At 73.3% G+C, this 26,251-nt stretch carries 24 protein-coding genes; 17 read left to right on the top strand and 7 right to left on the bottom strand.

Annotated features, from left to right (window positions below):
• Nucleotides 1-26 precede the first annotated feature (26 nt).
• Nucleotides 27-344 (top strand): primosomal protein, encoded by a 318-nt coding sequence (locus tag ACTHAM_RS11180; RefSeq protein WP_440687388.1) that lies wholly within the window; start codon nt 27-29, stop codon nt 342-344.
• A 40-nt stretch (nt 345-384) separates the two neighbouring features.
• Here the strand turns inward: ACTHAM_RS11180 and ACTHAM_RS11175 are convergent, their stop codons facing one another.
• A complete protein-coding gene (locus ACTHAM_RS11175) occupies nt 385-1,347 on the bottom strand; it encodes an aldo/keto reductase (RefSeq protein ID WP_440687386.1) in 963 nt (320 codons plus the stop codon).
• An 86-nt stretch (nt 1,348-1,433) separates the two neighbouring features.
• Between ACTHAM_RS11175 and uppP the strand changes: the two genes are divergently transcribed.
• On the top strand, nt 1,434-2,324 hold the full coding sequence (uppP, locus tag ACTHAM_RS11170; protein WP_440687384.1) for an undecaprenyl-diphosphatase UppP: 891 nt from the start codon (nt 1,434-1,436) through the stop codon (nt 2,322-2,324).
• Between the two features lie 39 nt (nt 2,325-2,363).
• On the opposite strand, the gene ACTHAM_RS11165 is transcribed toward uppP, so the two are convergent.
• A complete protein-coding gene (locus ACTHAM_RS11165; RefSeq protein ID WP_440687382.1) occupies nt 2,364-3,395 on the bottom strand; it encodes a magnesium and cobalt transport protein CorA in 1,032 nt (343 codons plus the stop codon).
• A gap of 61 nt (nt 3,396-3,456) precedes the next feature.
• Here ACTHAM_RS11165 and mshC point away from each other — a divergent pair, with 61 nt between their 5' ends.
• Nucleotides 3,457-4,728: a cysteine--1-D-myo-inosityl 2-amino-2-deoxy-alpha-D-glucopyranoside ligase gene (gene mshC / locus ACTHAM_RS11160; protein ID WP_440687380.1), complete on the top strand. Its 1,272-nt coding sequence runs from the start codon at nt 3,457-3,459 to the stop codon at nt 4,726-4,728.
• A gap of 72 nt (nt 4,729-4,800) precedes the next feature.
• Here the strand turns inward: mshC and ACTHAM_RS11155 are convergent, their stop codons facing one another.
• A complete protein-coding gene (locus tag ACTHAM_RS11155; protein WP_440687378.1) occupies nt 4,801-5,658 on the bottom strand; it encodes a PAC2 family protein in 858 nt (285 codons plus the stop codon).
• 150 nt (nt 5,659-5,808) lie between these two features.
• Here ACTHAM_RS11155 and ACTHAM_RS11150 point away from each other — a divergent pair, with 150 nt between their 5' ends.
• Nucleotides 5,809-6,417, top strand: coding sequence for a potassium channel family protein (locus ACTHAM_RS11150; RefSeq protein ID WP_440687376.1), 609 nt, complete (start codon nt 5,809-5,811; stop codon nt 6,415-6,417).
• Nucleotides 6,418-6,446: 29 nt separating this feature from the next.
• Here the strand turns inward: ACTHAM_RS11150 and ACTHAM_RS11145 are convergent, their stop codons facing one another.
• Both ACTHAM_RS11145 and ACTHAM_RS11140 read right to left on the bottom strand, forming a co-directional pair.
• The gene (locus ACTHAM_RS11145; RefSeq protein ID WP_440687374.1) at nt 6,447-7,865 is read right to left on the bottom strand and encodes a chloride channel protein; all 1,419 of its coding nucleotides are present in this window, start codon (nt 7,863-7,865) and stop codon (nt 6,447-6,449) included.
• 81 nt (nt 7,866-7,946) lie between these two features.
• Complete coding sequence (locus ACTHAM_RS11140) at nt 7,947-8,900, bottom strand: glycoside hydrolase family 43 protein (RefSeq protein ID WP_440687372.1); 954 nt, start codon at nt 8,898-8,900, stop codon at nt 7,947-7,949.
• Between the two features lie 288 nt (nt 8,901-9,188).
• Here ACTHAM_RS11140 and ACTHAM_RS11135 point away from each other — a divergent pair, with 288 nt between their 5' ends.
• Nucleotides 9,189-9,854, top strand: a complete 666-nt coding sequence (locus ACTHAM_RS11135; RefSeq protein ID WP_440687532.1) for an HAD family hydrolase — start codon at nt 9,189-9,191, stop codon at nt 9,852-9,854.
• A gap of 4 nt (nt 9,855-9,858) precedes the next feature.
• On the opposite strand, the gene ACTHAM_RS11130 is transcribed toward ACTHAM_RS11135, so the two are convergent.
• Nucleotides 9,859-10,773, bottom strand: a complete 915-nt coding sequence (locus ACTHAM_RS11130; protein ID WP_440687370.1) for a RecB family exonuclease — start codon at nt 10,771-10,773, stop codon at nt 9,859-9,861.
• A gap of 116 nt (nt 10,774-10,889) precedes the next feature.
• Here ACTHAM_RS11130 and ACTHAM_RS11125 point away from each other — a divergent pair, with 116 nt between their 5' ends.
• The 10 genes from ACTHAM_RS11125 (at nt 10,890) to hisF (ending at nt 21,706) form a co-directional block, all read left to right on the top strand.
• Nucleotides 10,890-12,047, top strand: coding sequence for a site-2 protease family protein (locus ACTHAM_RS11125; protein ID WP_440687367.1), 1,158 nt, complete (start codon nt 10,890-10,892; stop codon nt 12,045-12,047).
• Between the two features lie 11 nt (nt 12,048-12,058).
• Complete coding sequence (locus ACTHAM_RS11120; protein WP_440687365.1) at nt 12,059-13,087, top strand: tRNA (adenine-N1)-methyltransferase; 1,029 nt, start codon at nt 12,059-12,061, stop codon at nt 13,085-13,087.
• A 201-nt stretch (nt 13,088-13,288) separates the two neighbouring features.
• Nucleotides 13,289-14,917: a proteasome ATPase gene (gene arc / locus ACTHAM_RS11115; RefSeq protein ID WP_440687363.1), complete on the top strand. Its 1,629-nt coding sequence runs from the start codon at nt 13,289-13,291 to the stop codon at nt 14,915-14,917.
• 91 nt (nt 14,918-15,008) lie between these two features.
• Nucleotides 15,009-16,616, top strand: coding sequence for a depupylase/deamidase Dop (gene dop, locus ACTHAM_RS11110; protein ID WP_440687361.1), 1,608 nt, complete (start codon nt 15,009-15,011; stop codon nt 16,614-16,616).
• A 105-nt stretch (nt 16,617-16,721) separates the two neighbouring features.
• Nucleotides 16,722-16,919 (top strand): ubiquitin-like protein Pup, encoded by a 198-nt coding sequence (locus ACTHAM_RS11105; RefSeq protein WP_440687359.1) that lies wholly within the window; start codon nt 16,722-16,724, stop codon nt 16,917-16,919.
• Nucleotides 16,920-16,925: 6 nt separating this feature from the next.
• Nucleotides 16,926-17,765, top strand: coding sequence for a proteasome subunit beta (prcB, locus tag ACTHAM_RS11100; protein ID WP_440687357.1), 840 nt, complete (start codon nt 16,926-16,928; stop codon nt 17,763-17,765).
• Complete coding sequence (gene prcA / locus ACTHAM_RS11095) at nt 17,762-18,502, top strand: proteasome subunit alpha (protein ID WP_440687355.1); 741 nt, start codon at nt 17,762-17,764, stop codon at nt 18,500-18,502. The genes prcB and prcA overlap by 4 nt, the downstream gene beginning before the upstream one ends.
• 40 nt (nt 18,503-18,542) lie before the next feature.
• Nucleotides 18,543-19,904 (top strand): Pup--protein ligase, encoded by a 1,362-nt coding sequence (pafA, locus tag ACTHAM_RS11090; RefSeq protein ID WP_440687353.1) that lies wholly within the window; start codon nt 18,543-18,545, stop codon nt 19,902-19,904.
• Between the two features lie 153 nt (nt 19,905-20,057).
• Complete coding sequence (locus ACTHAM_RS11085) at nt 20,058-20,939, top strand: FKBP-type peptidyl-prolyl cis-trans isomerase (protein WP_440687351.1); 882 nt, start codon at nt 20,058-20,060, stop codon at nt 20,937-20,939.
• The gene (gene hisF / locus ACTHAM_RS11080) at nt 20,936-21,706 is read left to right on the top strand and encodes an imidazole glycerol phosphate synthase subunit HisF (protein WP_440687349.1); all 771 of its coding nucleotides are present in this window, start codon (nt 20,936-20,938) and stop codon (nt 21,704-21,706) included. Before ACTHAM_RS11085 ends, hisF begins: the two co-directional genes overlap by 4 nt.
• An 11-nt stretch (nt 21,707-21,717) precedes the next feature.
• Here hisF and ACTHAM_RS11075 read toward each other — a convergent pair whose 3' ends face one another.
• Nucleotides 21,718-22,365 (bottom strand): TIGR03085 family metal-binding protein, encoded by a 648-nt coding sequence (locus ACTHAM_RS11075; protein WP_440687346.1) that lies wholly within the window; start codon nt 22,363-22,365, stop codon nt 21,718-21,720.
• A gap of 104 nt (nt 22,366-22,469) precedes the next feature.
• Between ACTHAM_RS11075 and ACTHAM_RS11070 the strand changes: the two genes are divergently transcribed.
• Together ACTHAM_RS11070 and ACTHAM_RS11065 are read left to right on the top strand one after the other, a co-directional pair.
• Nucleotides 22,470-24,386: an ABC transporter ATP-binding protein gene (locus tag ACTHAM_RS11070; protein WP_440687344.1), complete on the top strand. Its 1,917-nt coding sequence runs from the start codon at nt 22,470-22,472 to the stop codon at nt 24,384-24,386.
• Complete coding sequence (locus ACTHAM_RS11065) at nt 24,383-26,206, top strand: ABC transporter ATP-binding protein (RefSeq protein WP_440687341.1); 1,824 nt, start codon at nt 24,383-24,385, stop codon at nt 26,204-26,206. The genes ACTHAM_RS11070 and ACTHAM_RS11065 overlap by 4 nt, the downstream gene beginning before the upstream one ends.
• Nucleotides 26,207-26,251: the final 45 nt, after the last annotated feature.

Here is a 26,251-nt window from a genome sequence, read left to right as displayed (position 1 = left end):
GCCCCGCGCGGCGCTACGGTCATCGCATGACCGTCGACCCGCGTGCCGCGCTGGACCGCCTGATCGCCGCCCTCGAGGCGCACTACCACGCCGTCGCCGCCCGGCACGGAGAGGACGACCCCGCGGTCGACGATGCCTACGACGTGCTGGCCGACGCGTTCGAGGTGTACGACGACGCGCTCGGCACCGTGCACGGCGAGGCCACCCCGTTCTACCTCGCGGAGGAGGACGAGGACGACGACGAGGACGACGAGGACGACGACGAGACCGAGGACGGGATCGACGACGAGTACGACGCCGACGACGCCGAGGACGACGACCTCGCCGACAGCCCCCGGGCCTGAGCGCGGCAGCCCGGACCGTCGCTGAACGAGCGGGCGCGCCTCAGAACCGTTCGGGGTACCCCAGCACCGGGGCACTGATCTCGTCCAACGCACGGCGGATCTCCACCGGGAGCACCAGGTCGTCGGCCGCCAACGACCCGCGCAGCTGCGCTGCCGTGCGCGCGCCGACGATCGCCGAGCTGATGCCCGGGCGGTCGCGCACCCACGCGAGGGCGACCTCCAGCGGTGCGCGTTCGAGACCCTCGGCCGCGGTCGCCACCGCCTCGACGACCGCGGCCGACCCGCGCGTCAGGTACGGCTGCACGAAACCGGCCAGGTGCGGTGAGGCCGCCCGGGAGTCCGCGGGGATGGTGCGGCGGTACTTGCCGGTCAGCACCCCGCGGCCCAGCGCGGACCAGGCCAGGACGCCGGCCCCGAGGGCGGCGGCGGCCGGCGCCACCTCACGCTCGATGCCCCGCTGCAGCAACGAGTACTCGGCCTGCACGGCGCCGAGCCCCGCCGCGCCCTCCAGCAGCGTGGCGGCACGGGCCACCTGCCAACCGGCATGGTTCGACAGGCCCACGTAGCGGGCACGCCCACTGCTGACAGCCAGCCCGAGCGCGTGGACCGTCTCCTCCAGCGGGGTGCGGGGGTCCGGCGTCTGCACGAGCCACAGGTCCACGTGGTCGGTGCCCAGGCGTCGCAGCGACGCGTCGAGGGTGCTCAGCAGGTTGCCCCGCGAGGCGTCCACCACGCCGCCGGCGTCCGTGCGACGCACACCCGCCTTGGTGCACAGCACGACGTCCTCCCGTGCCACGACGTCGCCGAGCAGCGCGCCCACGAGCTCCTCGGAACCGCCGTCCGCGTACGAGGCGGAGGTGTCCAGCAGCGTGCCGCCGGCGTCCACGAAGTCGCGCAGCAGCTCGGAGGCCTCGTGCGGATCGGTGTCGCGGCTCCACGTCATGGTGCCCAGGCCGAGGCGGGACACCCGCAGTCCGGTGCGTCCGACGTGCCTGAGCTCCATGGTCCGCAACACTAACCGCGCACCCGGACGAACCGGTGCAGGTGCGGTCCGGCGTGCGGCTATCGTTGCCGCTCGTGATCTCGGGCATGGGTGCAGGCGAAGCGATCGTCCTCGGGCTGGTCCAGGGGCTGACGGAGTTCCTTCCCGTCTCCTCGAGCGCGCACCTGCGCATCGTGGGCGAGCTGATCGGCGACGCGGACCCCGGTGCGGCGTTCACCGCGATCACCCAGCTGGGCACCGAGAGCGCGGTCCTGCTGTACTTCCGGCGCGACATCGCCTCGATCTGCTCGTCGTGGTGGCGTGCGGTGCGCGGGGACCGAGGCACCGACCTGCGCGCTCGGCTGGGCATGCCCGCCGGGCAGGTGCCCGACCACGAGGCGCTGATGGCGTGGTTCATCGCGCTGGGCAGCGTGCCGATCGTGCTCCTGGGCCTGCTGTTCAAGGACGCGATCGAGGCGCCGTTCCGGAACCTGTGGCTGATCGTGCTGACCCTGACGGGGTTCGGCCTGCTGCTCGGGTGGGCCGACCGGCGGGCCGAGCAACGCCAGACCCTGGTCCAGCTCGGCGCGCGCGACGCCGTGAAGTTCGGCCTGTGGCAGGCGCTGGCGCTCATCCCGGGCGTCTCCCGCTCAGGCGGCACCATCACCGGGGGTCTGCTCATGGGCTACACCCGGGAGGCGGCGGCGCGGTACTCGTTCCTGCTGGCCATCCCGGCGGTCTTCGGCTCCGGCCTGTTCCAGCTCGCGACCAGCCTGGGCGACTTCGGCACGGCGGGCACACCCGGTCTCGGTGTGACGTTGCTGGCCACGCTCGTGGCGTTCGTCGTCGGCTACGTGGTCATCATCGCGTTCCTGAAGATCGTCTCGACCTACAGCTACCGTCCGTTCGTCTGGTACCGACTCGGGCTGGCGGCCCTCGTGGCGATCCTGCTGCTCACCGGCACCCTGGACGCGACGTCGGCGGCGCCTGCGGCCTGACCCGTCTCGCGGCGCCGCGGGCGTGGGAACGCACGGGGCTCAGAGCCAGCCGGAGCGCTTGAACAGGCCGTACAGGACCAGGCACGCGACGGCCATGCCACCGACCGCCAACGGGTAGCCGACCGGCCAGGTCAGCTCGGGCATGTGCCGGAAGTTCATGCCGTACACACCCGCCACGAGCGTCGGTACGGCGATCATCGCCGCCCAGGCGGAGATCTTGCGCATGTCCTCGTTCTGGCGCACCGAGACCTGAGCCAGGTGCACCTCGAGCAGGTCGGCCAGCAGCGAGTCGTGGGTGTCCAGGTGGTGGTCCACGCGGTCGACGGCGGCCTGCACGCGCGGCAACCACGGGTGCACCGTGCGTCGGCTGCGGGCATCCTCCGCCTCGGCCACCAGCTCAGGGACCACCGACGTGACCGGTCCGAGTGCGCGGCGCGCCTCGGCGATCTCCCGCTTGAGGCCGTAGATGAGCTGCAGCGGGTCGGCGGGGTGCTCGGGGCCGAACAGCGTCCGTTCGGCCTCGGCGACCGCCTCTCCCAGGGCCACCTCGACGTCGGTGGCACGCGCGACCAGGGCGAGCACGACGGCGGCGAGGACCTGGCGGGGCCCGTCGTCGGGCACGGGCGGTCCGTGCGTGAGCCGCTCGAACGCCAGATCGGTGACCCGGCCGGGACCGGACTCCGCGGTCAGCACCACGTGGTCGGTCACCAGGCAGGCCAACGACCCGGTCAGCACGTCGTGACCGACGTCGACGTACGCGAGCGTCGGGACGACCAGCAGCAGCGCACCGCCGGGGGCCCGTTCCACCCTCGCCCGGGTGGTGTGACGACCACCGGTCCACCGTGACCCCGGGCCGTGGTGCTCCAGGAACGTGATCGTCGCGTCGTCCAGGCCGTGGCGTCGCGCCGCCGCGAGCAGGTCCTCGCTGTCGTCGAGCGCGATCCACCGTGCGCGTGGTGCCGTGCGATGCCCAATCGCACGGCCGTGCGCGGGTTCGTCCCGGTCGCCGCCGTCGCGCTCGGTCGGCACGGGGGACCAGCCGTCGTGCCCGAGCGTCGTCACACGTTCCACCCGCGCATTGTCGACCCGGACGGCCCCCGGGCGTGGGACGACGAGCGGTTAGGCTTCCGCCGTGCTCACCTGGCCGGCCCCGCAGATTCCTCAGCTCCCCGGCCGTGGCGGCCCCGTCCGGGTGCGTGACACCTCTTCCGGTCGGCTCGTCGTGGCCGCCCCGGGCGAGGTCGCCGGGCTGTACGTGTGCGGGATCACGCCCTACGACGCCACGCACATGGGTCACGCCGCCACCTACGTGCACTTCGACGTCCTGGTGCGTGCCTGGAAGGACGCCGGCCAGCGGGTGCGGTACGCCTCGAACGTGACCGACGTGGACGACCCGCTGCTCGAGCGGGCCGCCGCGACGGGTGTCGACTGGCGCGAGCTCGCGCTGGAGCAGACCGCGCTGTACGCGCAGGACATGGCGGCCCTGGGAGTCATCCCCCCGGACGTGTACGTGGGTGCCGTCGAGTCGGTGCCGACGGTCGTGGCCGCCGTGGAGCACCTGGTGGCCACCGGTGCGGCCTACCGTGTGCCGACGCCCGAGGCGGTCGACGACGGCCTCGGGGACGTCTACGCCGACCTGAGCGCCGACCCCGACTTCGGCGCGGTGGCCGGGCTGGATGCCTCCGCCATGGTCGCCCTGGCCCGTGAGCGGGGCGGTGACCCCGACCGTGTCGGCAAGCGGTCCCCGCTCGACCCGCTGCTGTGGCGCCGCGAACGCGTGGGCGAGCCTGCCTGGGACGGTGCCTCGCTCGGACGCGGGCGCCCCGGCTGGCACATCGAGTGCGCGGTCATCGCCCGCGACGGCCTGGGCCTGCCCTTCGACGTGCAGGGCGGTGGCTCGGACCTGGTGTTCCCGCACCACGAGATGAGCACGTCGCACGCCCGGCTGCTGGACTCCGGTCACGGCGCGGCGACCCACGTGCACACAGGGATGGTCGCCTATCAGGGCGCCAAGATGAGCAAGTCGCTGGGCAACCTGGTGCTCGTGTCCGCGTTGCGCGCGCAGGGTGTGGACCCGATGGCGATCCGGCTGGCGATCCTCGCCCACCGCTACCGCGACGACTGGGAGTGGACGTCGCAGGGGCAGGAGCAGGCTGAGCAGCGCCTGGCGACGTGGCGTGCGGCGCTGTCCGGGAACGGCGGGGCCGACGCGGCCCCCGTGCTCGCCGCGGTCCGCGAGGCTCTCGCGGACGACCTGGACACGCCTCGGGCGGTCGGTGTCGTCGACGACTGGGCCGTGCGCACGCTCGCCGGTGCCGCCGAGGGTGGCGACCCGACGTGGGCTGAAGGTGCCCCCGGCGTCGTGGCACGCACGGTCGACGCGCTGCTGGGTGTGCGCCTGTGAACCGGACGCACCTGCGGTAGCCGCCCGGCCGTCGGGTGGTGGCGGGTGCCTCTCCCGCCGGAGAGGGCCTGCTCAGCCGCCGGTGCCGCGATCCCGCCGGCGCAGGTACCGCTCGAACTCCTGCGCGATGGCTTCACCGCTCGCCTCGGGCAGGTCGGCGGTGTCCTTGGCCTCCTCCAGCTGGCGGACGTACTCGCCGATCTCGGTGTCTTCGGCGGCCAGCTCGTCCACACCGTGCTGCCACGCCAGGGCGTCGTCGGGCAGCTCGCCCAGGGGCACCGGTTCGCCGAGGTGCTCCTCGAGCCGGTGCAGGATCGCCAGGCTCGCCTTCGGCGAGGGCGGGTGGGCCACGTAGTGCGGAACGGCTGCCCACAACGACAAGGACCGCAGACCGCGGGTCATCGCCTCGTGCTGCAGGACGCCGACGATGCCGGTGGGCCCCTCGTAGCTGTTGGGCTCCAGACCGAGCTCGGTACGCACGTCCTCGTCGTCACTGGTGGCGTTGACGGGGATCGGGCGCGTGTGCGGGACGTCGGCCAGCAGCGCGCCGATGGTGATCACCGTGCGGACCCCCAACCCGGCCGCGATGTCGAGCAGCTCACCGCAGTAGCGGCGCCAGCGCATCGACGGCTCGATGCCGTGCACGATCACCACGCGCCGCCCCGTCCGCGGGGTCGTGGCGACGGCCACGACGGTCGTCGGCCAGGTGATCTCCCTGCGGCCGTCGGCACCCGGGCCCACCACCGGCCGGTTGACCTGGAAGTCGTGGTACTCCTCGGGGTCGAGCTCGTCGACCTGCTCGGCGCCCCACACCTCGTGCAGGTGCTCCAGCGCCGCCGTCGCCGCGCCCCCGGCGTCGTTCCAGCCCTCGAACGAGGCCAGGAGCACGGTCTCGGCGGCGGGCGTCTCGCTCGCGGGGTCCGTGGTCATCCACCCAGCCTAGGTCGCCGCCCGGGTCGGTGAGGGGTGGCGGGCCGCGGGCGCGTCGGCCGCGACCGACGCGGCGGGCACCGGGGCACCGGCCGCCGGAGCCTCGTGCCCTGTGGCGCAGCACCGGGAGAGGCGGAAGGCTGCGGAGTCATGACGCTGCCGTCGGAGCCCTCGCTGCCCGCGCTGCCGCTGCCGCTGCCCCGGCGGGAGGCGTGGCGCCTGGGCGCGCTGATGATGCTGCGGGTCGCGGTGTCGGTGTCGTTGCTGCTGGCTGCGTACTTCCTGATCCCGACGAACGGTGCAGCGCGTCGCGACGACGTGCCGTGGCTGGTCGTGGAGCTGGGCGTGTTCGCGGTCGTCGTGGGCATCCAGGTCCCGGCGGTGGTCCGCGCCAAGCACCCGGTGCTGCGGGCGGTGGAGGCGTTGGCCGTGGTGATCGCGCTGTTCCTGCTGATCTTCGCCCGGATCTACCTGGAGACCTCGCTCAGCGACCCGTCCGCCTTCAACGAGCCGCTCGATGCCACCGCTGCGCTGTACTTCACGGTGACCACCTTCGCGACGGTGGGGTTCGGTGACCTCGTGGCCCGTTCTGCGGGCATGCGGACGCTGGTGACGGTCCAGATGCTGCTGGACCTGGTCGTGCTGGGGGCCGTGATCAGGTTGCTGCTGACCGCGGCGCGGCGCGGCGTGGCCCGCAGGGTGGGCGAGATCGGCCGTCGCGACGATGCGGAGCGGGCCGACCGGGACCAGCCTGGCTGACCGATGTGCGGTCCGGGAGTGCCGCCGCGTCACGGCCTCGCGGGTGATGGGGCCGTGGAGCCGCTCGGGCCGGGTGCCGGCAGCACCTGGGTCACGACGAACGCCACCGCCACCGCGACGACCACCTGCGGTGTCACCAGGACCCCGTCGGGCCCCATGAGGACGGTCGCGAGCAGAGTCGCGGTCAGCGGCAGGCGCAGCATGGCCGCGCACAGGGCGCCGATCCCGGTCCCCAGCGCGGGCGCCAGCTCCATCCCCGGCAGCCCGCTCAGGGCGATGCCGAGCACGGCGCCGACGAACATCGCCGGGAAGACCGGTCCGCCGCGGAACGCCGCGAGCGAGAGGCCGTAGGCCAGGACCTTGCACACCGACAGCACGACCAGGACGCCCACGGGGTAGGTGCTCGCCTGGGCGACCAGGGCGGGCAGTGCGTCCTGGCCCGAGAACAGCACCTGGGTGAAGTCACGCCCCGTGGCCACCTGGTACCCCGCGGCGGTCAGACCGATGAGCAGACCCAGGACGGTGGTCACCAGGATGCGGCTGCGGTGCACGACGGGCCGCAGCGACAGGCCGATCCACCGGATCCCCCAGCCGAGGAGGGCACCGACGACCCCCACCACCGGGGCCCACAGCAGGGTGGCCAGTGTCGGCGGCCCGGCGGGCGGCACCGAGGTGAGCGCTAGCGAGAAGGTCCCGAAGCCGGTCCAGCTGTTCAGCCCGACGAAGACGAGCGCACCGACACCGGAGGCCACCAGCCCGGGCAGGGCGACCAGCGTCAGCGTGGCGCCGGCGATCCCGGAGGCCTCCATGATGAGGAACGCGCCCAGCACCGGTGAACCGAGGAGCGTGCTGATCGCCGCGAAGCTGCCCGCGGCGGCCATCATCGTCAGGGCCGCCGGGGGTGAGTCGCGTCGCACCAGCCGGACCGTGAGCGCGGCGAGCCCACCGCCGATCGCGATGAGCGGCGCCTCAGGTCCGAGCACGGCGCCCAGCGCGAGCGAGGTCAACGCCGCCAGGGCCACCCCGAGGAGGTCGCGATCGGCGGGCGGACCTGCGCCCATCCGCAGACCCAGCGCAGGGGAGTGCCCGCCGTTGCCCGGCAGGAACCGCACCGTCGCCCCGGTCAGCAACCCGCAGAGCACCAGCCAGGGCACGGGCCACCACGCAGGCGTGCCGTCGGTGAAGAGAGCGGTCGGCAGGTCGTCGAACACGTACCCCTGGAGGGCGGCGACCAGAGCGAGGAACCCGTAGGCCAGCGCCGAGATCGGTGCCCCGATGGCTGCGGCGAACGCGAGTGCCCCCAGGTACCGCCGCGACCGGATGACGGTGACGAGGTCGGGCGCGACGGCAGGCGCCGTACCGGTAGCAGGAGGTGCCGTGCCGCTGCCGGCAGGCGCCGTACCGGTGGCAGCAGGCTCAGGGACCTGTGCGTCGTCGTCCTGCGGCACGAGCGGCTCCCCTCGACGGGCACCACTGTGCCGGTGCCCGTCGTGCGCCGCATCCTCCCGGCGCGCGGCGGGTCACCAGGCCTACCAGCGAGCGTCGAGCGCCTCGTGCTCGCGGCGCAGCAACGGCAGGACCGCGCCGTGCTTGGTGTTCGGCGGCAGGTGGAAGTCCTCGGGCGGCACACGCGTCCACGAGCCCGAGTCGAGGTCGGTGGTCGTCAACGCCTGGTAGCCCTGCGGCTGATGGGCGTACTGGTCGACCCACAGGTACCAGCGGGCGGCGTCGTTGGCCTTGAAGACCAACGGCGCCTCGACCCGCGGGGCGATCTCCTGACCGATGTGACGCGCCAGGGTGCGGAACTGCGGGTCGTCGAACCGGGCGCCCTTCTGGTGGAAGACGTGCCACGAGTCGGGCGCGTCGTCGTCCTGCTTGGCGAACCGGTGCACACCGTCGGTCGTGACCAGCACCGTCAGGTCGATGACCCCGCCGGGGCGTTCCAGGTACGTGGTGGGTTCGGTGAACGTGCGGAAGTCGCGCGTGCGCGACACCAGGATCCGGCTGGGGCCCTCACCGCTGCGCTCGGGGTCGTCCGTGCCGGACAGCGACGACGCCCAGTGCACCAGGTAGTCCCCGGAGATCGGGTCGTACACCGACTCGGGCGCCCACGCCATGCCGGCATCCACCGGGGCGACGGTCACGGCCCGCGGCGGCGACCACGTCAGCAGGTCGGGGGAGTCCCACACCACCAGGTCCCGGCTGCCACGGTGGCTGAACTCCCACCAGTCGGCACCCTCGGGCCGCCACACCCGCAAGTCGGTCGCCACGACGTGGAACCCGTCGGGGCCGCGCACGATGTGCGGGTCGCGCACCCCGCCCGTGCCGCCCGTCCACTCCAGCACGGCCTCGCCGCCGTTCAGCCGGCGCCAGCGCAACGGGTCGTCACCCTCCGAGAGCGAGAAGTAGATCTTCTCGGTGTGGGAGTGCGCGTCCTCGACGAAGTGGACCAGCAGGTACCCGTGGAGCTCGCCGCCGCTCATCGGTGCCCGCCCTGCGACAGCCGGAGCGGCACGGTGATCGAGCAGGTGGGGCGGGGTGGAGTCGTCACAGCGCCGAGGGTAGCGGCCCGCACGCACGCCCTTGCCGCCTGTTCGTCCCGGAGGTGGCCGGGTTCCCGACGGCCGGTAGCCTCGACCGGTGCCCGCCCGGGTGCACGGACCTGACGGGAGCACCGCGTGACCACCGGAGCCGGCGACCACCTCTCCGCCCCCCACGGCCCGGCGGCCCCCCGCGACCTCGCCGGTGCCGTCGCCGTCGCGACGGGCGCCCTGCCCGCGGCAGTCCTGTGGGACATGGACGGCACCCTGATCAACACCGAACCCTTGTGGATCGCGGCGGAGATCGAACTCGTCGAGGCGCACGGTGGGGTGTGGACCGAGGAGGACGGGCTGACCCTCGTCGGCAACCCGATGGCGGTCAGCGCGGCGATCCTGCGCGCGCGCGGCGTCGACCTGACCGACGAGCAGATCATCGAGTTCCTCAACACCCGGGTCCGTCGAGGGGTCGCCGCCCGCATCCCGTGGCAGCCGGGCGCCCGCGAGCTCCTGGTCGCGCTGCACGCCGCCGGGGTGCCGCAGGCGCTGGTGACCTCCTCGTTCCGGGTGCTGGCCGAACCCTTCGCAGACGCCGTCGGCCTGTTCGACGTGGTCGTCTCCGGGGACGACGTGACCCGGGCGAAGCCCGACCCCGAGCCGTACCTGACGGCTGCGGCCCGCCTGGGCGTGGACGTGCACCGCTGCGTGGCGGTCGAGGACTCACCCTCGGGCATCGGCTCCGCGATGGCTTCGGGCGCAGGCGTCGTGGCCGTCGAGGTGCTGGTCCCGGTCGAGCCGCGGCCCGGCCTGAGCCGCGTGTCCTCGCTGACGGACGTCGGCCTGGCGGACCTGGCGCACGTCGCGGCCGGGCACGTGCTCGCCCCGCGCCGCGCCGGGTAGGCGCTCAGGCGGCCGGTGACACGCCGATCGCGCGCTCGACGGCGCCCTCGGGCACCTGCGGCGGTGTGCCGCCGAACGCCGGGCACAGGGCCTTGAACGAGCACCAGTCGCACAGCTTGGACGTGCGCGGACGCCAGTCGTCGGCGCGGGCCGCGTCTTCGATGCCCGCCCAGATCGACCGCACGCGCGCCTCGAACGTGAGCATCTCCGGCTCGGTCGGCTCGTGCCGCAGCACCACGCCGTCGCCCAGGTACTCCAGCTGCAGCAACCGGGGCAGCACCCCACGCGTGCGCCACAGCACGTAGGCGTAGAAGCGCATCTGGAACAGCGCCGAGCTCTCGTACCCGGCACGGGGCGAGCGACCCGTCTTGTAGTCGACCACCCGCACCCAGCCGTTGGGCGCCACGTCGAGCCGGTCGACGATGCCGCGCAGCTGCGGACCGTCCTCGAGGTCGAGCCGGACCGCGACCTCGCGCTCGTGCGGTTCGAGACGTGTGGGGTCCTCGAGCGTGAAGTACGTGGCCAGCAGCGCCGCGGCCGTGCCCAGCCACTCCGCCTGCTCGTCGTCCGCCGCGAACAGCTCGGCGTAGCGCGGCTGCTCCTCCAGCAGCCGCGCCCACCGCTCCGGCAGGGCCGACGTGGCCGCCTCGAGGGTGCGGTCGGCAGCAGGCAGGTCGAACAGGTCCTCCAGCACGGCGTGCACGAGCGTGCCACGGGCCGCCGCCGAGCTGGGGGGCTCCGGCAGGCGGTCGACCACCCGGAACCTGAACATCAGCGGGCACTGCAGGAAGTCGTTCGCGCGGGAGGGCGACAGCCCGGGGACCGAGCGCCGCACCTCGGTGCCCGACGGCTCCTCGAGCGTCTCGCCCGGCGGGCCGTCCAGGGTCGCGTCCACGGTGTCGTCCAGCTCGGTGCTCACCCCAGGAGCCTAGGTCGCCGCACCCACAGCCGACCCCCGCCGCGCCCGACGCGACAGCGGTGCGACGCCAGGGAAGCCGGCAGGGTGCTCCCGGGACCGCCGCCTACGCTGAGGTCGTGCCCCCGTCGCCCCGGCAGCCCACCCGCAGACCCGCCCGGTCCTCCGGCTGGGTCATCGGCCGCGTCGTCGGTGCCCCCGTCGTGCTCGCACCCAGCTGGCTGGTGGCCGCCGTGGTGCTCACGGTGATGTTCGCGCCCACCGTCCGCTCACGCTTCCCCCAGCTGGGCGGCGCCACCTACCTGGTGGCGCTCGTCTTCGTCGTCCTGCTTTTCACCTCCGTGCTCGTGCACGAGCTGGCCCACGGGCTGGTCGGCCGCACGCGAGGGCAGCGGCCCCGCGAGTTCGTGCTCACGGTCTGGGGCGGGCACACCTCGTTCGACGACGTGGCGCCCACACCCCTGAGCACCGCCCAGGTCGCCGCAGCCGGACCCGCCGCCAACCTCGTCCTGGGTGCGCTGGCCTGGGGTGCCGCGCAGATCGCGCCGAGCTCCTCGCTCAGCGCCTTCGTGCTGGTCGCCGCGGCCTCCACCAACGGCTTCGTCGCCGTCTTCAACCTGATCCCCGGACTGCCGCTCGACGGCGGACGGGTGCTCGAGGCCGCCGTGTGGGCGGTGACCAAGGACCGCCACCGCGGCACGATCGCCGCCGGCTGGGCGGGTCGCGTGTCGGCCGTGGTCGTGGCCGTCGGCCTGGTCGCCTGGACCATGGACGGTCCGCTCCCGCAAGGAGGCGCACAGGGCTTGTGGGGCGTGGTGTGGGCCGCCGTCATCGGTGCCTTCCTGTGGTCCGGGGCCTCGGCCGCCGTCGCCGCAGGACGCTCCCAGCGGGCCGTCGAGGCCCTGACGGTCGCCGCTGTCGGGACGCCCGCCGTCGCGGTCGCCCACGCCGGGACCGTCGCCGAGGCCCGTGCGGCCGCGGCGGCCGCCGGCGCGCACGAGATCGTGGTCGTCTCCCCGGACGGTCGACCCGCCGCCTACGTCGACCTCACCGCGCTCGCGGCCGTGCCGCCGCAGGACGCCGGCACGACACCGGTGCTGGCAGTGACGGTCCCGCTGCCGGTCGGGGCCGTGGTCGACGGCGAGCGCACGGGCCGCGCGCTGCTGGACGACCTGGCGCGCGCGGGCGGCTTCTCGCCGGTGGTCGTGGCGCTGGTCGGGGGTCGGGTGCACGCGCTCGTCCGCGTCACGGACGTGGTCAGCGCGATCCGCTCCTAGACTCGTGGCCCGTGACCCACGAGCAGCCCACGACCCCGACCGGCGCAGCGCAGCGGCGCGGACCCTTCCGTGAGGGGGACCGCGTCCAGCTGACGGACCCGCGCGGGCGGCTGCACACCGTGACCCTGCAGCCCGGCGGGGAGTTCCACACGCACCGTGGGTTCCTGCGGCACGACGACCTCATCGGGGGGCCCGAGGGCGTCGTGGTGCGCAACACCTCGGGCATCGAGTACCTGGCCCTGCGCCCGCTGCTGGCCGACCACGTGCTCTCGATGCCGCGCGGTGCGGCGGTCGTGTACCCCAAGGACGCCGGCCAGATCGTCACGATGGGTGACATCTACCCGGGCGCCCGCGTCGTCGAGGCGGGTGTCGGCTCGGGTGCGCTGACTCTCTCGCTGCTGCGGGCCGTGGGCGACGCAGGCTCGTTGCACTCGATCGAGCGGCGCGAGGACTTCGCGGCGATCGCCCGGGGCAACGTCGAGGGGTTCTTCGGCGGCCCGCACCCGGCCTGGCAGCTCTCGCTCGGGGACCTGTCCGACGTGCTGCCCACGGTGGCCGAGCCCGGGTCGGTCGACCGCGTGGTGCTGGACATGCTCGCGCCGTGGGAGAACCTCGAGGCCGTGGCCGACGCGCTCGCACCCGGTGGGGTGCTGCTGGCGTACGTGGCGACGACCACCCAGCTGTCGCGGCTCGCCGAGGACATCCGCAGCGACGGCCGGTACACCGAGCCGGAGGCCTGGGAGTCGATGGTCCGCGGCTGGCACCTGGAAGGTCTGGCGGTGCGCCCGCAGCACCGCATGATCGGGCACACCGGGTTCCTGCTGACCACCCGCCGGCTGGCCGACGGGGTCGAGGCGCCCCAGCGCCGTCGTCGTCCCGCCAAGGGCGCGTACCCGATCACCGAGGAGGGCGCCCCCGGTGCCGTCGGCGAGGCGGACGCCGAGCTGTGGACCCCGGAGGCCATGGGGGAGCGGATGGTCTCCGACAAGAAGCTGCGGCGGGCGCGGCGCGACGTCGGGCAGCCTCGGCCGCAGGTCTGAGCCGTTCCGGTGCCTGGTGCCCCACACACCGTGGCCCGTCCGGTGGGCGAGACGTCGCCCGTGCAGCGGCCGCGTCGAGGTCGCAGGATGGGCATCGGTGGTTAGGGTCGTCGGACCGCACGCGCAGCCGGCGGGTACGACCACCGCACAGCGCCGTGCACCCCGTGGACAGATGCTCGACGCGGAACGGAGGCCTACGCGATGACCGAACCTGCTGGGCGGGACCTGCACCGGGAGCTCATGGTGCTGGCTGCCAAGAACGAACGGCTGACCGAGGCACTGGTGGCCGCCCGCGACCAGATCGTCGAGCTCAAGCGCCAGGTCGACGACCTGGCCAAGCCGCCGGGCACGTACGCGGTGTTCCTCGGTGCGCGCCCGGACGGCACCGTCGACATCATCTCCGCCGGCCGGAAGATGCACGTGGGTGCCAGCCCGGCGCTGGACCTGCACGGCCTGCGCCCGGGCCAGGAGGTCATGCTCAACGAGGCGCTCACGGTCGTCGAGGCCGGCGGGTACGAGCGGGTCGGCGAGCTGGTCACCGTCAAGGAGCTGCTGGGCGACGGGCGGGCGCTGGTCGTGGGCCGTGGCGACGAGGAACGCGTCGTGCGGTTCGCCGGGCAGGTCTCCGACGCCGGCGTGCGCATCGGTGATGCGTTGACGGTGGACTCCCGCAGCGGGTTCGTGTTCGAGATCGTGCCCCGGGCCGAGGTCGAGGAGCTGGTGCTCGAAGAGGTCCCGGACATCGACTACACCGACATCGGCGGCCTGGGCCCGCAGATCGAGCAGATCCGCGACGCGGTCGAGCTGCCGTTCCTGCACCCCGAGCTGTTCCGCGAGCACGGCCTCAAGCCGCCCAAGGGTGTGCTGCTGTACGGCCCTCCCGGGTGCGGCAAGACGCTCATCGCCAAGGCCGTCGCGCACTCCCTGGCCGCCACCGCGGCGGCGGCGCGCGGAGAGGACGCCGCCGATGCGCGCAGCTTCTTCCTCAACGTCAAGGGCCCCGAGCTGCTCAACAAGTACGTGGGGGAGACCGAGCGGCACATCCGGCTGATCTTCGCCCGGGCGCGCGAGAAGGCCTCGCAGGGGCACCCGGTCGTGGTGTTCTTCGACGAGATGGAGTCGCTGTTCCGCACGCGGGGCACCGGCGTGTCCTCCGACGTGGAGACCACGATCGTCCCGCAGCTGCTGGCGGAGATCGACGGGGTCGAGCGGCTCGAGAACGTCATCGTCATCGGTGCCTCCAACCGCGAGGACATGATCGACCCGGCGATCCTGCGCCCCGGCCGGCTCGACGTGAAGATCAAGATCGAGCGCCCCGACGCCGAGGGTGCCCGCGAGATCTTCGCCAAGTACCTGACCACCAACCTGCCGATCCACCCCGACGACCTGGCCGAGCACGCCGGGTCGGCCACGGACGCGGTGGACGCGATGATCACGCGCGTCGTCGAGCGCATGTACACCGAGAGCGAGGAGAACCGCTTCCTCGAGGTGACGTACGCCAGCGGCGACAAGGAGGTCCTGTACTTCAAGGACTTCAACTCCGGTGCCATGATCCAGAACGTCGTCGACCGCGCCAAGAAGCAGGCGATCAAGGACCTGCTGGCCACGGGGCAGCGCGGTATCCGCGTGGAGCACCTCATGACGGCCTGCGTGGACGAGTTCAAGGAGAACGAGGACCTGCCCAACACGACCAACCCCGACGACTGGGCGCGCATCTCCGGCAAGAAGGGGGAGCGCATCGTGTTCATCCGCACGATCGTCCAGGGCAAGAAGGGTGTCGAGGCCTCGCGCACCATCGAGACCGTGCGGAGCACCGGCCAGTACCTGTGACGGCGCGGGGCGGCGTGGCCCGATCGCGCCAGGCCGCCCCGCGGGACAGCCCGCACGTGGCGGTCAATGCACGGCCCGTAGGGTGTGCCGGGTGAGCGTGCGTCGTGTGATGGGCATCGAGACCGAGTACGGGATCCTGCAGCCGGGGCGCCCGCTGGCCAACCCGATGCTGCTGTCGAGCCACGTGGTCGCGGTGCACGCCGCCGCGCGCGAGGGCGCCCGGACGCGGGCCCGCTGGGACTACGACGACGAGGACCCGCTGCACGACGCCCGCGGGTTCCGGATCGAGCGGGCCTCGGCGCACCCCTCGTTGCTGACGGACGACCCCACGGTGGCGGCGCCCTCGGGTGACAGCCTGCAGGAGCTGCCGCGCTCGAGCATCCAGGAGTACGAGGACCCGGGTGCCGCCAACGTGATCCTGACCAACGGTGCGCGGCTGTACGTCGACCACGCGCACCCCGAGTACTCCTCGCCGGAGGTCACCAACCCGCTGGACGCCGTGCGCTGGGACCGGGCCGGCGAGCTGGTGATGCTGGCCTCGGTGCGCGCGCTGGCGCAGAACCCGGCGCTCCCGGACGTCTCGCTCTACAAGAACAACGTCGACGGCAAGGGTGCCACGTACGGCACGCACGAGAACTACCTGGTCGAACGCTCGGTGCCCTTCGGTGACCTGGCCGCCCGCCTGATCCCGTTCCTGGTCACCCGCCAGGTCTTCACGGGTGCGGGGCGTGTGGGGCTGGGGCAGCGCGGTGAACGCGCCGGGTTCCAGCTCTCGCAGCGGGCCGACTACATGGAGGCCGAGATCGGCCTGGAGACCACGCTGCGCCGCCCGATCGTCAACACCCGGGACGAGCCGCACGCCGATCCCGAGCGCTGGCGGCGGCTGCACGTGATCATCGGGGACGCCACCTTGCTGGAGGTCGCCACCTACCTGCGTCTGGGCACCACCTCGCTCGTGCTGTGGCTCATCGAGCGGGCGGTCGCCGAGGGCGGCGCGGGCGGTGCGCTGCGCGAGGTGGACCGGCTCGCGCTGCGTGACCCCGTGTCGTGCGTGCACACCGTCAGCCACGACCTGACGCTGACCGCACGGCTGGACCTGGCCGACGGGCGACGCCTGAGCGCCCTGGAGATCCAGCGCGCCTACCTCGAGGCGGTGCGCTCGGCGCTGGAGCACGTCGGTGGGACGCTCGACGAGCAGACCCGCGACGTGCTGGACCGCTGGGACTCCCTCCTGGCGAGGCTGGGAACCGACCCGGCCTCGTGCGCACGGGAGGTCGAGTGGCTGGCCAAGCTGCGGCTGCTGGAGGGCATGCGCCGGCGTGACCGGCTGGCCTGGGACCACCCGCGGCTGGCGGCCGTCGACCTGCAGTGGTCCGACGTGCGCCCCGAGCGAGGCCTCTACCACCGGCTGGTGGCCGCGGGGGCCGTCGAGCTGCTGGTCGCACCCGAGCAGGTCGAGGAGGCCGTCGGGCACCCGCCGCAGGACACCCGGGCGTACTTCCGCGGCGAGGCCGTCGCCCGGTTCGGGGCGGAGATCTCCGCGGCCAGCTGGGACTCGGTCGTCTTCGACGTGGCCGGTGCGGCGACGTTGCAGCGTGTGCCGATGCGCGACCCTCTGCGCGGCACCCGCGCCCACGTGGGCGCGCTGCTGGACGGCAGCAAGGACGCGGCCTCGCTGCTGGCCGCCCTGGGGGCCTGAGCCCGGGCGAGCGGTGCGCCGCGACGTGGACGCCCGAGGGCGTGGCGGGCGCAGGGCCTAGGGTTGGGGCAAGCAGGTCCTCGCATGCTGCCCCGGGAGGTCATGATGGCTGGTCAGGAACACGCGCGGTCGCACCGTGAGGACGACGAGCCGGTCGACGGCCCCCCGACGCCCGCACCGCCCGCGCCGTCCGCCCAGGCCCGCGACGCCGAGGTCGACGCGCTCCTGGACGAGATCGACGACGTGCTGGAGTCCAACGCGGAGCAGTTCGTGCGCGGGTTCGTCCAGAAGGGCGGTCAGTGAGCGCCGATGGCATCGAACGACACGTCCACCGGTCGGCTGCCGCGCGCGTTCACCACGCCCGGCTCGTCGTCCTTCGTGGAGTTCCTCGGCGGGTACGCCCCGCACCTGCTGCCCGGCAACCGGCCCGTTCCGGGCGGTGACGTGCACGCCCCGCACGGCACGACCATCGTCGCGCTGACCTTCGACGGCGGCGTGGTGATGGCCGGCGACCGCCGCGCCACCATGGGGTCGATGATCGCCAGCCGCCAGATCGAGAAGGTCTTCCCAGCGGACGAGTTCTCGGCCGTCGGCATCGCCGGCACGGCAGGTCTGGCCCTGGAGCTGGTGCGCCTGTTCCAGCTCGAGCTGGAGCACTACGAGAAGATCGAGGGCGCGCTGCTGTCCCTGGACGGCAAGGCGAACCGGCTGGCCACGATGATCCGCGGCAACCTCGGCCTGGCCATGCAGGGGCTGGCCGTGGTGCCGCTGTTCGGCGGGTACGACCTGGACCGGCAGCTCGGCAGGATCTTCTCCTACGACGTCACCGGCGGCCGCTACGAGGAGCACGAGCACCACAGCGTCGGTTCCGGATCGGTGTTCGCGCGTGGGTCGCTGAAGAAGCGGTGGCGCCCCGGGCTGGACGCGGCTGAAGCGGTCCGGGTGGCCGTCGAGGCGCTCGTGGACGCCTCCGACGACGACTCGGCGACCGGCGGCCCCGACTCCGTCCGGCGGATCTGGCCGGTCGTGGCCACCGTGACCGCGTCCGGCTACCTGCGGGTCCCCGACGAGGAGCTGGCAGACGTGGCCGCTGCCGTCGAGCAGGAACGGCGCGCAGCGCACGGCACGGACGGGGGTGCGCGGCGATGAGCATGCCGTTCTACGTCTCGCCCGAGCAGCTCATGAAGGACCGGGCCGACTACGCCCGTAAGGGCATCGCCCGCGGCCGCTCGGTGGTGGTGCTGCAGTACGACGACGGCATCGCGTTCGCCACCGAGAACCCCTCGCGCGCGCTGCACAAGATCTCCGAGATCTACGACCGCATCGGTTTCGCCGCGGTCGGCAAGTACAACGAGTTCGAGAACCTGCGCGTGGCCGGCGTGCGGTACGCCGACCTGCGCGGTTACTCCTACGACCGCGACGACGTCAACGCCCGCGGCCTGGCCAACGCCTACGCCCAGACGCTCGGCACGGTGTTCACCACCGAGTCCAAGCCGCTGGAGGTCGAGCTCGTCGTGGCCGAGGTCGGTCGCGACAGCGGCGCCGACCAGATCTACCGGCTGTCCTACGACGGCTCGGTCACCGACGAGCACGGGTACGTGGTCATGGGCGGCCAGGCCGACCGGCTCGGTGCGCTGCTCGAGTCCGGGTGGCGGGCTGGCATGACCCTCCCGCAGGTGCTGGGGCTGGCGGTGCGGGTCCTGGGGTCCCCGGCCGACGAGCACGCGCAGGCCCGCGTCATCCCGGCCGCGCAGCTGGAGGTCGCGGTCCTCGACCGCACCAGGCCGCGCAGGGCGTTCCGTCGGCTGACCGGTGCGCTGCTGGAGGACCTGCTGGGCGCCTCGGTGGCCGGCGACGGCGCACCGACGCCCGACCCGGCACCCTGAGCACACCGGTTCGCGCGACGGTCGACGAGAGGAGCGGGGCATGGACAGGCGGATCTTCGGGCTGGAGACCGAGTACGGCGTGACGTGCGCCGCGACCGACGGGCGTGGCCTGTCGGCCGACGAGGTCGCGCGCTACCTGTTCCGCAAGGTCGTGGCGTGGGGCAGGTCCTCGAACGTGTTCCTGCGCAACGGGTCCCGGCTCTACCTCGACGTGGGCTCCCACCCGGAGTACGCGACCGCCGAGTGCGACGACGTGCGCCAGCTGGTCACGCACGACCGGGCCGGCGAACGGATCCTCGAGGGCCTGGTGGAGGACGCCCAGCAGCGCCTGGAGCACGAGGGGCTGCCCGGCAGGATCCACCTGTTCAAGAACAACACCGACTCGGCGGGCAACTCCTACGGCTGCCACGAGAACTACCTGGTGCGTCGGCAGGGCGACTTCACGCGTCTGTCCGACGTCCTGGTGCCGTTCCTCATCACCCGCCAGGTCCTCACCGGTGCGGGCAAGGTCCTGGTGACCCCGCGGGGGGCGACGTACTGCCTGTCGCAGCGCGCCGACCACATCTGGGAGGCCGTCTCCAGTGCGACGACGCGCTCGCGGCCGATCATCAACACGCGCGACGAGCCGCACGCGGACGCCGAGCACTTCCGTCGGCTGCACGTCATCGTCGGCGACTCCTCGATGTCCGAGACGACCACGATGCTCAAGGTCGGCGCGACCGACCTGGTCCTGCGCATGATCGAGGCCGGTGTGCCGATGCGGGACACCACCCTGGAGAACCCGATCCGCGCGATCCGCGAGATCAGCCACGACATGACCGGCCAGCACCCGGTGACGCTGGCCTCGGGTCGGACCATCACGGCGATCGACCTGCAGGAGGAGTACCTCACGCGGGTCAGCGACTTCGTCACCCAGGAGCACGGCCCCACGCCCGAGGTGAAGCAGGTGCTGGACCTGTGGGAGCGCGGGCTGCGCGCGCTGCGCACCGGCGACCTGTCGTTGGTCGACCGCGAGCTCGACTGGGTGATCAAGTACCGCTTGATCGAGCGGTACCGCGCCAAGCACGGGCTGGAGCTCTCCGACGTGCGCGTGCAGCGCCTTGACCTGGCGTACCACGACATCTCACGGACAGAGGGTCTGTACAACCTGCTGGCCGCCAAGGGGCTCGTCGAGCGTGTCACGACCGACCTGGAGGTGTTCGAGGCGACGGCCGTACCGCCGCAGACCACCCGGGCCAAGCTGCGGGGCGACTTCGTGCGTGCCGCGCAGGAGGCGCGTCGTGACTACACGGTCGACTGGGTGCACCTCAAGCTCAACGACCAGGCGCAGCGCACCGTGCTGTGCAAGGACCCGTTCCGCAACGTCGACGAGCGGGTGGACAGGCTCATCGAGTCGATGTGAGCGGTCTGTGGCGACCTGGTGAGCGCGGGCGGCGCACCGGGACGTGGTGCCCGCGACCCGTACAGTGGGCGCTCGGGCAGGCCGACGCAGCCGCGTGACCTGCCCTCGGACATCGCAGGACAGCGGGCCGCGCGGCCCGGAGGAAGGATCGACGTGCGACGACTGCGGGGCGCTGCCCTCGTGACCGCCCTGGCCGCCGTCCTGGCCGCGGTCGGCTGCTCACCGGCGGCGACACCGGACCCGGACGTCGTGGTCTCCGGCGAGCCGGGCGTGGCGCCCACCATCACGTACGTGACGCCGGTCGTCGTGGGGGACACCTTCACCGACCAGGTGTGGCCCGGCAGCGGACCCGACCTGGTCGAGGGCGGGCCGGTGCTCATCGACTTCTGGTTGGAGAACGGCGAGAACGCCGAGCTGGTCAAGGAGAGCTACTCCTCGAACCCCACCCCCCGGATGCTCACCGAGGAGGCTCTGGGCACCGACCTGTACCGGGCGCTGAAGGGCCAGAAGGTCGGCGCGCGGGTCCTGCAGGTCAGCCCGGCCAACGAGACGACCCCCGGGAGCTACCCCACGGTCACGGTGCTCGACGTGCTGCCGACCCGTGCGGCAGGCGAGGCCGTCCCGCCGCGCGCCGACCTGCCGGTGGTGAGCCTCGACGACACCGGGGCGCCGACCATCACGGCCACCGGTACGGCGGCCCCCACCGACCTGGTCACGCAGGCGCTGATCCGGGGCACCGGTCAGCAGGTCGGCGAGCAGGACACCATCACCGTGCAGTACTCGGGCTTCGCCTGGGACACCGGCGAGCTCTTCGACTCCACGTGGTCGCGCACGCTGCCCGTCTCGTTCTCGTTGCAGGACGTGCCCGCGTGGTCCGACGGCCTGGTCGAGCAGCCGGTGGGCAGCCAGGTCATGCTCGTGATCCCGCCCTCGTACCCGCTGGGTGTCACCGAGAGCGAGGAGCTGGCGGGCAAGACCGTCGTGTTCGTCATCGACATCCTGGCCACCGGCGCCCCGGACGGGGCTGACTCATGAGCCTGGCGCTGCGGGTCATCCCGTGCCTGGACGTCGACGCCGGTCGCGTCGTCAAGGGCGTCAACTTCGAGAACCTGCGTGATGCGGGTGACCCTGTGGAACTCGCACGGCGCTACGACGCCGAGGGCGCCGACGAGCTGACGTTCCTGGACGTGTCGGCCTCGTCCGGCAACCGTGAGACCACCTACGACGTGGTGCGCCGCACCGCCGAGCAGGTGTTCGTGCCGCTGACCGTCGGCGGAGGCGTGCGCTCGCCCGAGGACGTCGACCGGCTGCTGCGTGCCGGTGCCGACAAGGTCGGGGTGAACACCGCGGCGATCGCCCGGCCCGAGCTGATCGCGCAGATCGCCGAGCGGTTCGGCAGCCAGGTGCTGGTGCTGTCCGTGGACGCCCGCCGCACCACCGGTGACGTGCGCACCGACTCCGGCTACGAGGTCACCACGCACGGCGGTCGACGGGGCACGGGTATCGACGCCGTGGCCTGGGCCGTGCAGGCGGCCGAGCTCGGGGCGGGCGAGATCCTGCTGAACTCGATGGATGCCGACGGCACGACGTCCGGGTTCGACCTGTCGATGCTGCGCGACGTGCGCCGTGAGGTGCGCGTGCCCCTGATCGCGAGCGGCGGCGCGGGCACCGTGCAGCACTTCGTCGAGGCGGCGCAGGCGGGCGCGGACGCCGTGCTCGCGGCGAGCGTCTTCCACTTCGGCACGCTGAGCATCGGCGAGGTCAAGGCGGCGTTGCGCGCCGCCGGCATCACCGTGCGCTGAAGGCTCGTCCGTCAGCGCACGGGCAGGGCGTCGGTGAGGGCGTCCAGGTCCTGCGGGGCGCCCTCGAGGTGCACCTGGGCCGCGGCGCCGCGCCCGGACAGCCACAGCAGCACCTCGCCGACCTGCCCCCGGACAACCACCGAGCCGTGACCGTCGGACGCGCTGCGCAGGCGGCGGCGCACCCCGTCCGGGCGCACGACCACGAGGCCGACGCCGACCCGTCGGGCCCGCAGGGCGGCGAACCGCGGCAGCTGCGCCCACAGCGCCTCGACCAGCCCGGGGTCCAGCTCGCGCGGCGGGACCGGGTGCGCCCCGCGGCGCACGTCCTCCGTGTGCACGAAGAACTCGACGACGTTGGCGGCCTCACCGGCCCACGCCAGCGGGTGCCACGGCGCCGGGGGCGTGGCCACCCGTGAGACCAGGTCGCGGTACCCGCCCTCGGACATACCCGTGGCGGCCAGGTCCTCGGTGGCCCTCTCGGTGTGCGCGGCGAGGGCCGGCACCACCAGCCCTGCGCCGACCAGCGGGTTGTTCTCGCGCAGGATCACGTGTGCGGCCAGGTGGCGGGTGCGCCACCCCTCGCACAGCGTGGGTGCGTCCGGCCCGGCCTGGGCCAACGCGTCGGCGAGCTGGGTGCGCAGGACCTCGTGCCACGTCATGCGGTGATGCTCGCACGTGCCGTGCGCCGGTGTCGCGGTGCGACCTGGGGGCGAGGTGACGTGAGAGAGTGCGGTGTCCCCCTGCTCGTCGTGGAAGGTTCGTCATGCGTACGCGGGTCCAGCCGGCACCGGCAGCCCTGACAGGTTCGATCCCGCGACGTGCGACGCAGCTGCTGTGGCGCGGCATGCGCGCCCACCCGTGGACCTATGCGGCCGCCGTGGGTGCCTCCGCGGTCTTCGGGGCCACGACGGTCGCCGTCAGTCGCGTGCTGGGCATGGTCACCGACCGTGTCGTGGTCCCCGCCATCGGCGGTGACACCGCCGCGCAGGCGGACCTGTGGTGGGCGGGTGCGGCTCTGGCGCTCATCGCGCTGACGCTCGCCCTCGGCGTGGCAGGGCGGCGGGTGTTCGCGGGCATGGGCTACGCCGACCTGCAGGCCGACCACCGCACGGGGATCACCCGGCAGTACCTGCGGCTGCCGATGGCGTGGCACCGTCGCCACCCCACGGGCCAGCTGCTCTCGCACGCCTCGAGCGACGTGGAGGCCGCCACCAGCGTGTTCAACCCGTTGCCGTTCGCGCTCGGGGTGGTCGTCATGGTGGTCGTGGCGACCGTCGCGCTGCTGCGCACCGACGTGTGGCTGGCCCTGGCGGCCCTCGTCGTCCTGCCGTTGACCGTGGTGGCCAACTTGGTGTTCCAGCGCCGGATGTCCCCGGCGATCGCGCACGCGCAGCAGCTGCGCGGTGAGGTCGCCGACGTGGCCCACGAGTCCTTCGAGGCGTCCGTGCTGGTCAAGTCGTTGGGCACCCAGGACCGGGAGCAGGCGCGGTTCGCCGAGCGAGCCGATGCGCTGCGGCACGCCAACGTGCGGGTCGGGGTGGTGCGGGCGTTCTTCGACCCGGTGATCGACCTCCTGCCGAACCTGGGCACGCTGCTGGTGCTGGTGGTCGGCGCGGTGCAGGTGCACGCCGGGCGGATCGGGACGGGCGACGTGGTCGCGGCCGCGTACCTGCTGACCCTCCTCGCGGTCCCGGTGCGGGCGTTCGGCTGGGTCCTGGGCGACATGCCGCGCGCCCTGGTCGGTCACGACCGGCTCTCGGCGGTCCTCGACGCGCGCCCGGCGATCCCCGCCGGCGACACGCCCTGGAACCCGGGGCCGGGTGGTGCGCGCGTCACGTTCGCCGGTGTCGGCTACGACGTTCCGACGGTGCAGGGGCCCGCGCGGTTGCTCGACGGTGTGGACCTGGATCTCGCGCCGGGTCGGGTCGTGGCCGTCGTCGGTCCCACGGGTGCGGGCAAGACGACCCTGGTGTCGCTGGTGAGCCGCCTCGCGGACCCCACGCAGGGCCGGGTCGCCGTCGACGGCCTCGACGTGCGCGACGTGCGGCCCGCCGACCTGGCGCACGGGGTGGCACTGGTGTCGCAGGCCACCTTCATCTTCGAGGACACCGTGCGGGGGAACGTGACGCTCGCCGACCCCGACGACCCCGGCGCACCCGACGACGACGAGGTCTGGGCGGCGCTGGCGGCCGCGCGCGTCGACGAGGTCGTCCGTGCCCTGCCGGGTGGCCTCGACGCACCGCTGGGCGAACGCGGCGCGAACCTCTCCGGCGGCCAACGGCAGCGGCTGGCCCTGGCGCGGGCCCTCGTCCGGCACCCGCGTGTGCTGATCCTCGACGACGCGACCTCGGCGGTCGATCCCGAGGTCGAGCAGCGGATCCTCACCGGGGTCCGGGCCGCCGGTGCGGACGGGCCCACGGTGCTCCTGGTGGCCTACCGGATGTCCTCGGTGCTGCTGGCCGACGAGGTCGTGCATCTCGAGGGCGGCCGGGTCGTGGACCGGGGGACCCACGCCGAGCTGCTCGCCCGCGATCGCGGCTACCGGGAGCTGGCCACGGCCTACGCACGCGAGACCGCGCGCCGAGCTGCGGACGGTGCCTCGGCCCGCGACACGGCGGGGTCGACCGGCGACGACGCCGACCATGGCGTCCAGGACGAGGCGACGGAGGACGCACGATGAGCACCGGGCAGGTACCGGCCCCCGACCACCGCATGGCACCGGCCAGCACCCTGGGCGTGATGGCCACGATCCGTCGCGGGCTGCAGGTCTCACCCGAGCTCACCCGCGGGTGGGTGCTGACCGCTGTGCTGGCCGTGCTGGCGGCCCTGGGCAAGGTGCTCGTCCCCGTGGCCGTGCAGCAGGCCGTCGACGGGGGAGTGCTCGCCGCCGGCGGTCCTGACGTGCAGCGTGTCGCGGTGACCGCGGCAGTGGCGGCAGTCGGGCTCCTGATCGGCGCGGGGTGCACCGCCCTGGTCAACGTGCGGCTGTTCCGCGCGTCGGAGGCTGGTCTGCTGACGCTGCGCACCCGGGCGTTCCGGCACGTGCACGACCTGTCGGTGCTCACCCAGGGCTCCGAGCGGCGCGGCTCGCTGGTGTCCCGTGTCACCTCGGACGTCGACACGATCTCGCTGTTCGTCCAGTGGGGCGGCATCATGCTGCTCGTCTCGGTCCTGCAGGTCGCCGTGGCCACGGCGCTCATGGCGTTCTACTCCTGGAAGCTGGCGCTGCTGGTGTGGGCCTGCTTCGTCCCGCTGATGCTCGTGCTGCCGCCGCTGCAGAAGCGCGTCAACGGCCGGTACACCGCGGTGCGGGAGCGGGTCGGGGCGATGCTCGGCGCCGTCTCCGAGGCTGTCGTGGGCGCCGAGACGATCCGGTCGTACGGCGTGGCCGACCGCACGCAGCGGCGCATCGACACCGCGGTGCGCGCCACGCGTGAGGCCATGGTGCGCGCCCAGACCCTGGTCTCCGTGGTGTTCGCCAGCGGTGTCCTGGTGGCCAACCTGGTGCTCGCCGTCGTCGTGGTGGCGGGGACCCGCCTCGGCATGGCCGGTGAGGTGTCGGTCGGGCGGCTCCTGGCGTTCTTGTTCCTCGTGCAGCTGTTCACCGGTCCGGTGCAGATGGCCACCGAGATCCTCAACGAGCTGCAGAACGCGGTCGCGGGCTGGCGTCGGGTGCTCGGTGTGCTCGAGACGCCGGTGCAGGTCGCCGAGCCGGACGGTGCCGCGGTCGACTCCCCGCGGGGTCCGGCCGACCTGGAGCTGCGCGGTGTGGCGTTCGCGTACCCGGACGGCCCCCCGGTGCTGCGCGACGTGCACCTGCGGGTGCCGGCCGGGTCGTCGGTCGCGGTGGTCGGCGCGACAGGATCGGGCAAGACGACGATCGCCCGCCTCGTGGCCCGCTTCGTGGACCCCTCGCACGGCCAGGTGCTGCTGGACGGCGTCGACCTGCGGCACCTGAGCGGCGAGAGCCTGCGGCGCCGCGTCGTGCTGGTACCTCAGGAGGGGTTCCTGTTCGACGGCACGGTCGGCGACAACATCGCCTACGGCCTGCGTGAGAGCAGCCCGACCGCGACGGCGGACGCCGATGCGCGGGTGCGCGAGGCCGTCCGGGCCCTCGGGCTGGAGCCCTGGGTCGACGAGCTCGCACAGGGACTGGACACACCCGTCGGACAGCGCGGCGAGTCCTTGTCGGCAGGCGAACGTCAGCTGGTCGCCCTGGCTCGTGCCTACCTCGCCGACGGCGACGTCCTTCTTCTCGACGAGGCGACCTCCGCCGTCGACCCGGCGACCGAGGTGCGGATCGCGCACGCCCTGGACTCGCTCGCGGGCGGACGCACCACGCTCACCATCGCGCACCGCCTGTCCACCGCCGAGGCGGCCGACCACGTGGTCGTCGTCGACGCCGGCGCGGTCGTCGAGCAGGGGTCCCACGCCGAGCTGCTGGCCCGTGGCGGCCGGTACGCGGCCATGCACGGCGCCTGGGTCTCGCAGACCCGCTGACCGGCGGAGCGTCGGGGCCCGGTGGTCGCGCGGTGGGTGGACCGG

This window comes from Cellulomonas soli (assembly GCF_052036975.1).
In the GTDB taxonomy this organism is placed as follows: domain Bacteria; phylum Actinomycetota; class Actinomycetes; order Actinomycetales; family Cellulomonadaceae; genus Cellulomonas; species Cellulomonas soli_A.
This window is presented reverse-complemented; position numbering and strand designations above follow the sequence as displayed.

Bases quoted from the DNA above. Each gene is read 5' to 3' on its own strand.
- ACTHAM_RS11105 (WP_440687359.1), top strand. From the start codon at position 16,722: ATGGCTGGTCAGGAACACGCGCGGTCGCACCGTGAGGACGACGAGCCG.
- arc (WP_440687363.1), top strand. From the start codon at position 13,289: ATGACCGAACCTGCTGGGCGGGACCTGCACCGGGAGCTCATGGTGCTG.
- ACTHAM_RS11140 (WP_440687372.1), bottom strand. From the start codon at position 8,900: ATGAGCGGCGGCGAGCTCCACGGGTACCTGCTGGTCCACTTCGTCGAG.
- ACTHAM_RS11075 (WP_440687346.1), bottom strand. From the start codon at position 22,365: ATGACGTGGCACGAGGTCCTGCGCACCCAGCTCGCCGACGCGTTGGCC.
- hisF (WP_440687349.1), top strand. From the start codon at position 20,936: ATGAGCCTGGCGCTGCGGGTCATCCCGTGCCTGGACGTCGACGCCGGT.
- ACTHAM_RS11070 (WP_440687344.1), top strand. From the start codon at position 22,470: ATGCGTACGCGGGTCCAGCCGGCACCGGCAGCCCTGACAGGTTCGATC.
- ACTHAM_RS11150 (WP_440687376.1), top strand. From the start codon at position 5,809: ATGACGCTGCCGTCGGAGCCCTCGCTGCCCGCGCTGCCGCTGCCGCTG.
- prcB (WP_440687357.1), top strand. From the start codon at position 16,926: ATGGCATCGAACGACACGTCCACCGGTCGGCTGCCGCGCGCGTTCACC.
- pafA (WP_440687353.1), top strand. From the start codon at position 18,543: ATGGACAGGCGGATCTTCGGGCTGGAGACCGAGTACGGCGTGACGTGC.
- prcA (WP_440687355.1), top strand. From the start codon at position 17,762: ATGAGCATGCCGTTCTACGTCTCGCCCGAGCAGCTCATGAAGGACCGG.
- ACTHAM_RS11065 (WP_440687341.1), top strand. From the start codon at position 24,383: ATGAGCACCGGGCAGGTACCGGCCCCCGACCACCGCATGGCACCGGCC.
- ACTHAM_RS11175 (WP_440687386.1), bottom strand. From the start codon at position 1,347: ATGGAGCTCAGGCACGTCGGACGCACCGGACTGCGGGTGTCCCGCCTC.
- uppP (WP_440687384.1), top strand. From the start codon at position 1,434: ATGGGTGCAGGCGAAGCGATCGTCCTCGGGCTGGTCCAGGGGCTGACG.
- ACTHAM_RS11155 (WP_440687378.1), bottom strand. From the start codon at position 5,658: ATGACCACGGACCCCGCGAGCGAGACGCCCGCCGCCGAGACCGTGCTC.
- ACTHAM_RS11180 (WP_440687388.1), top strand. From the start codon at position 27: ATGACCGTCGACCCGCGTGCCGCGCTGGACCGCCTGATCGCCGCCCTC.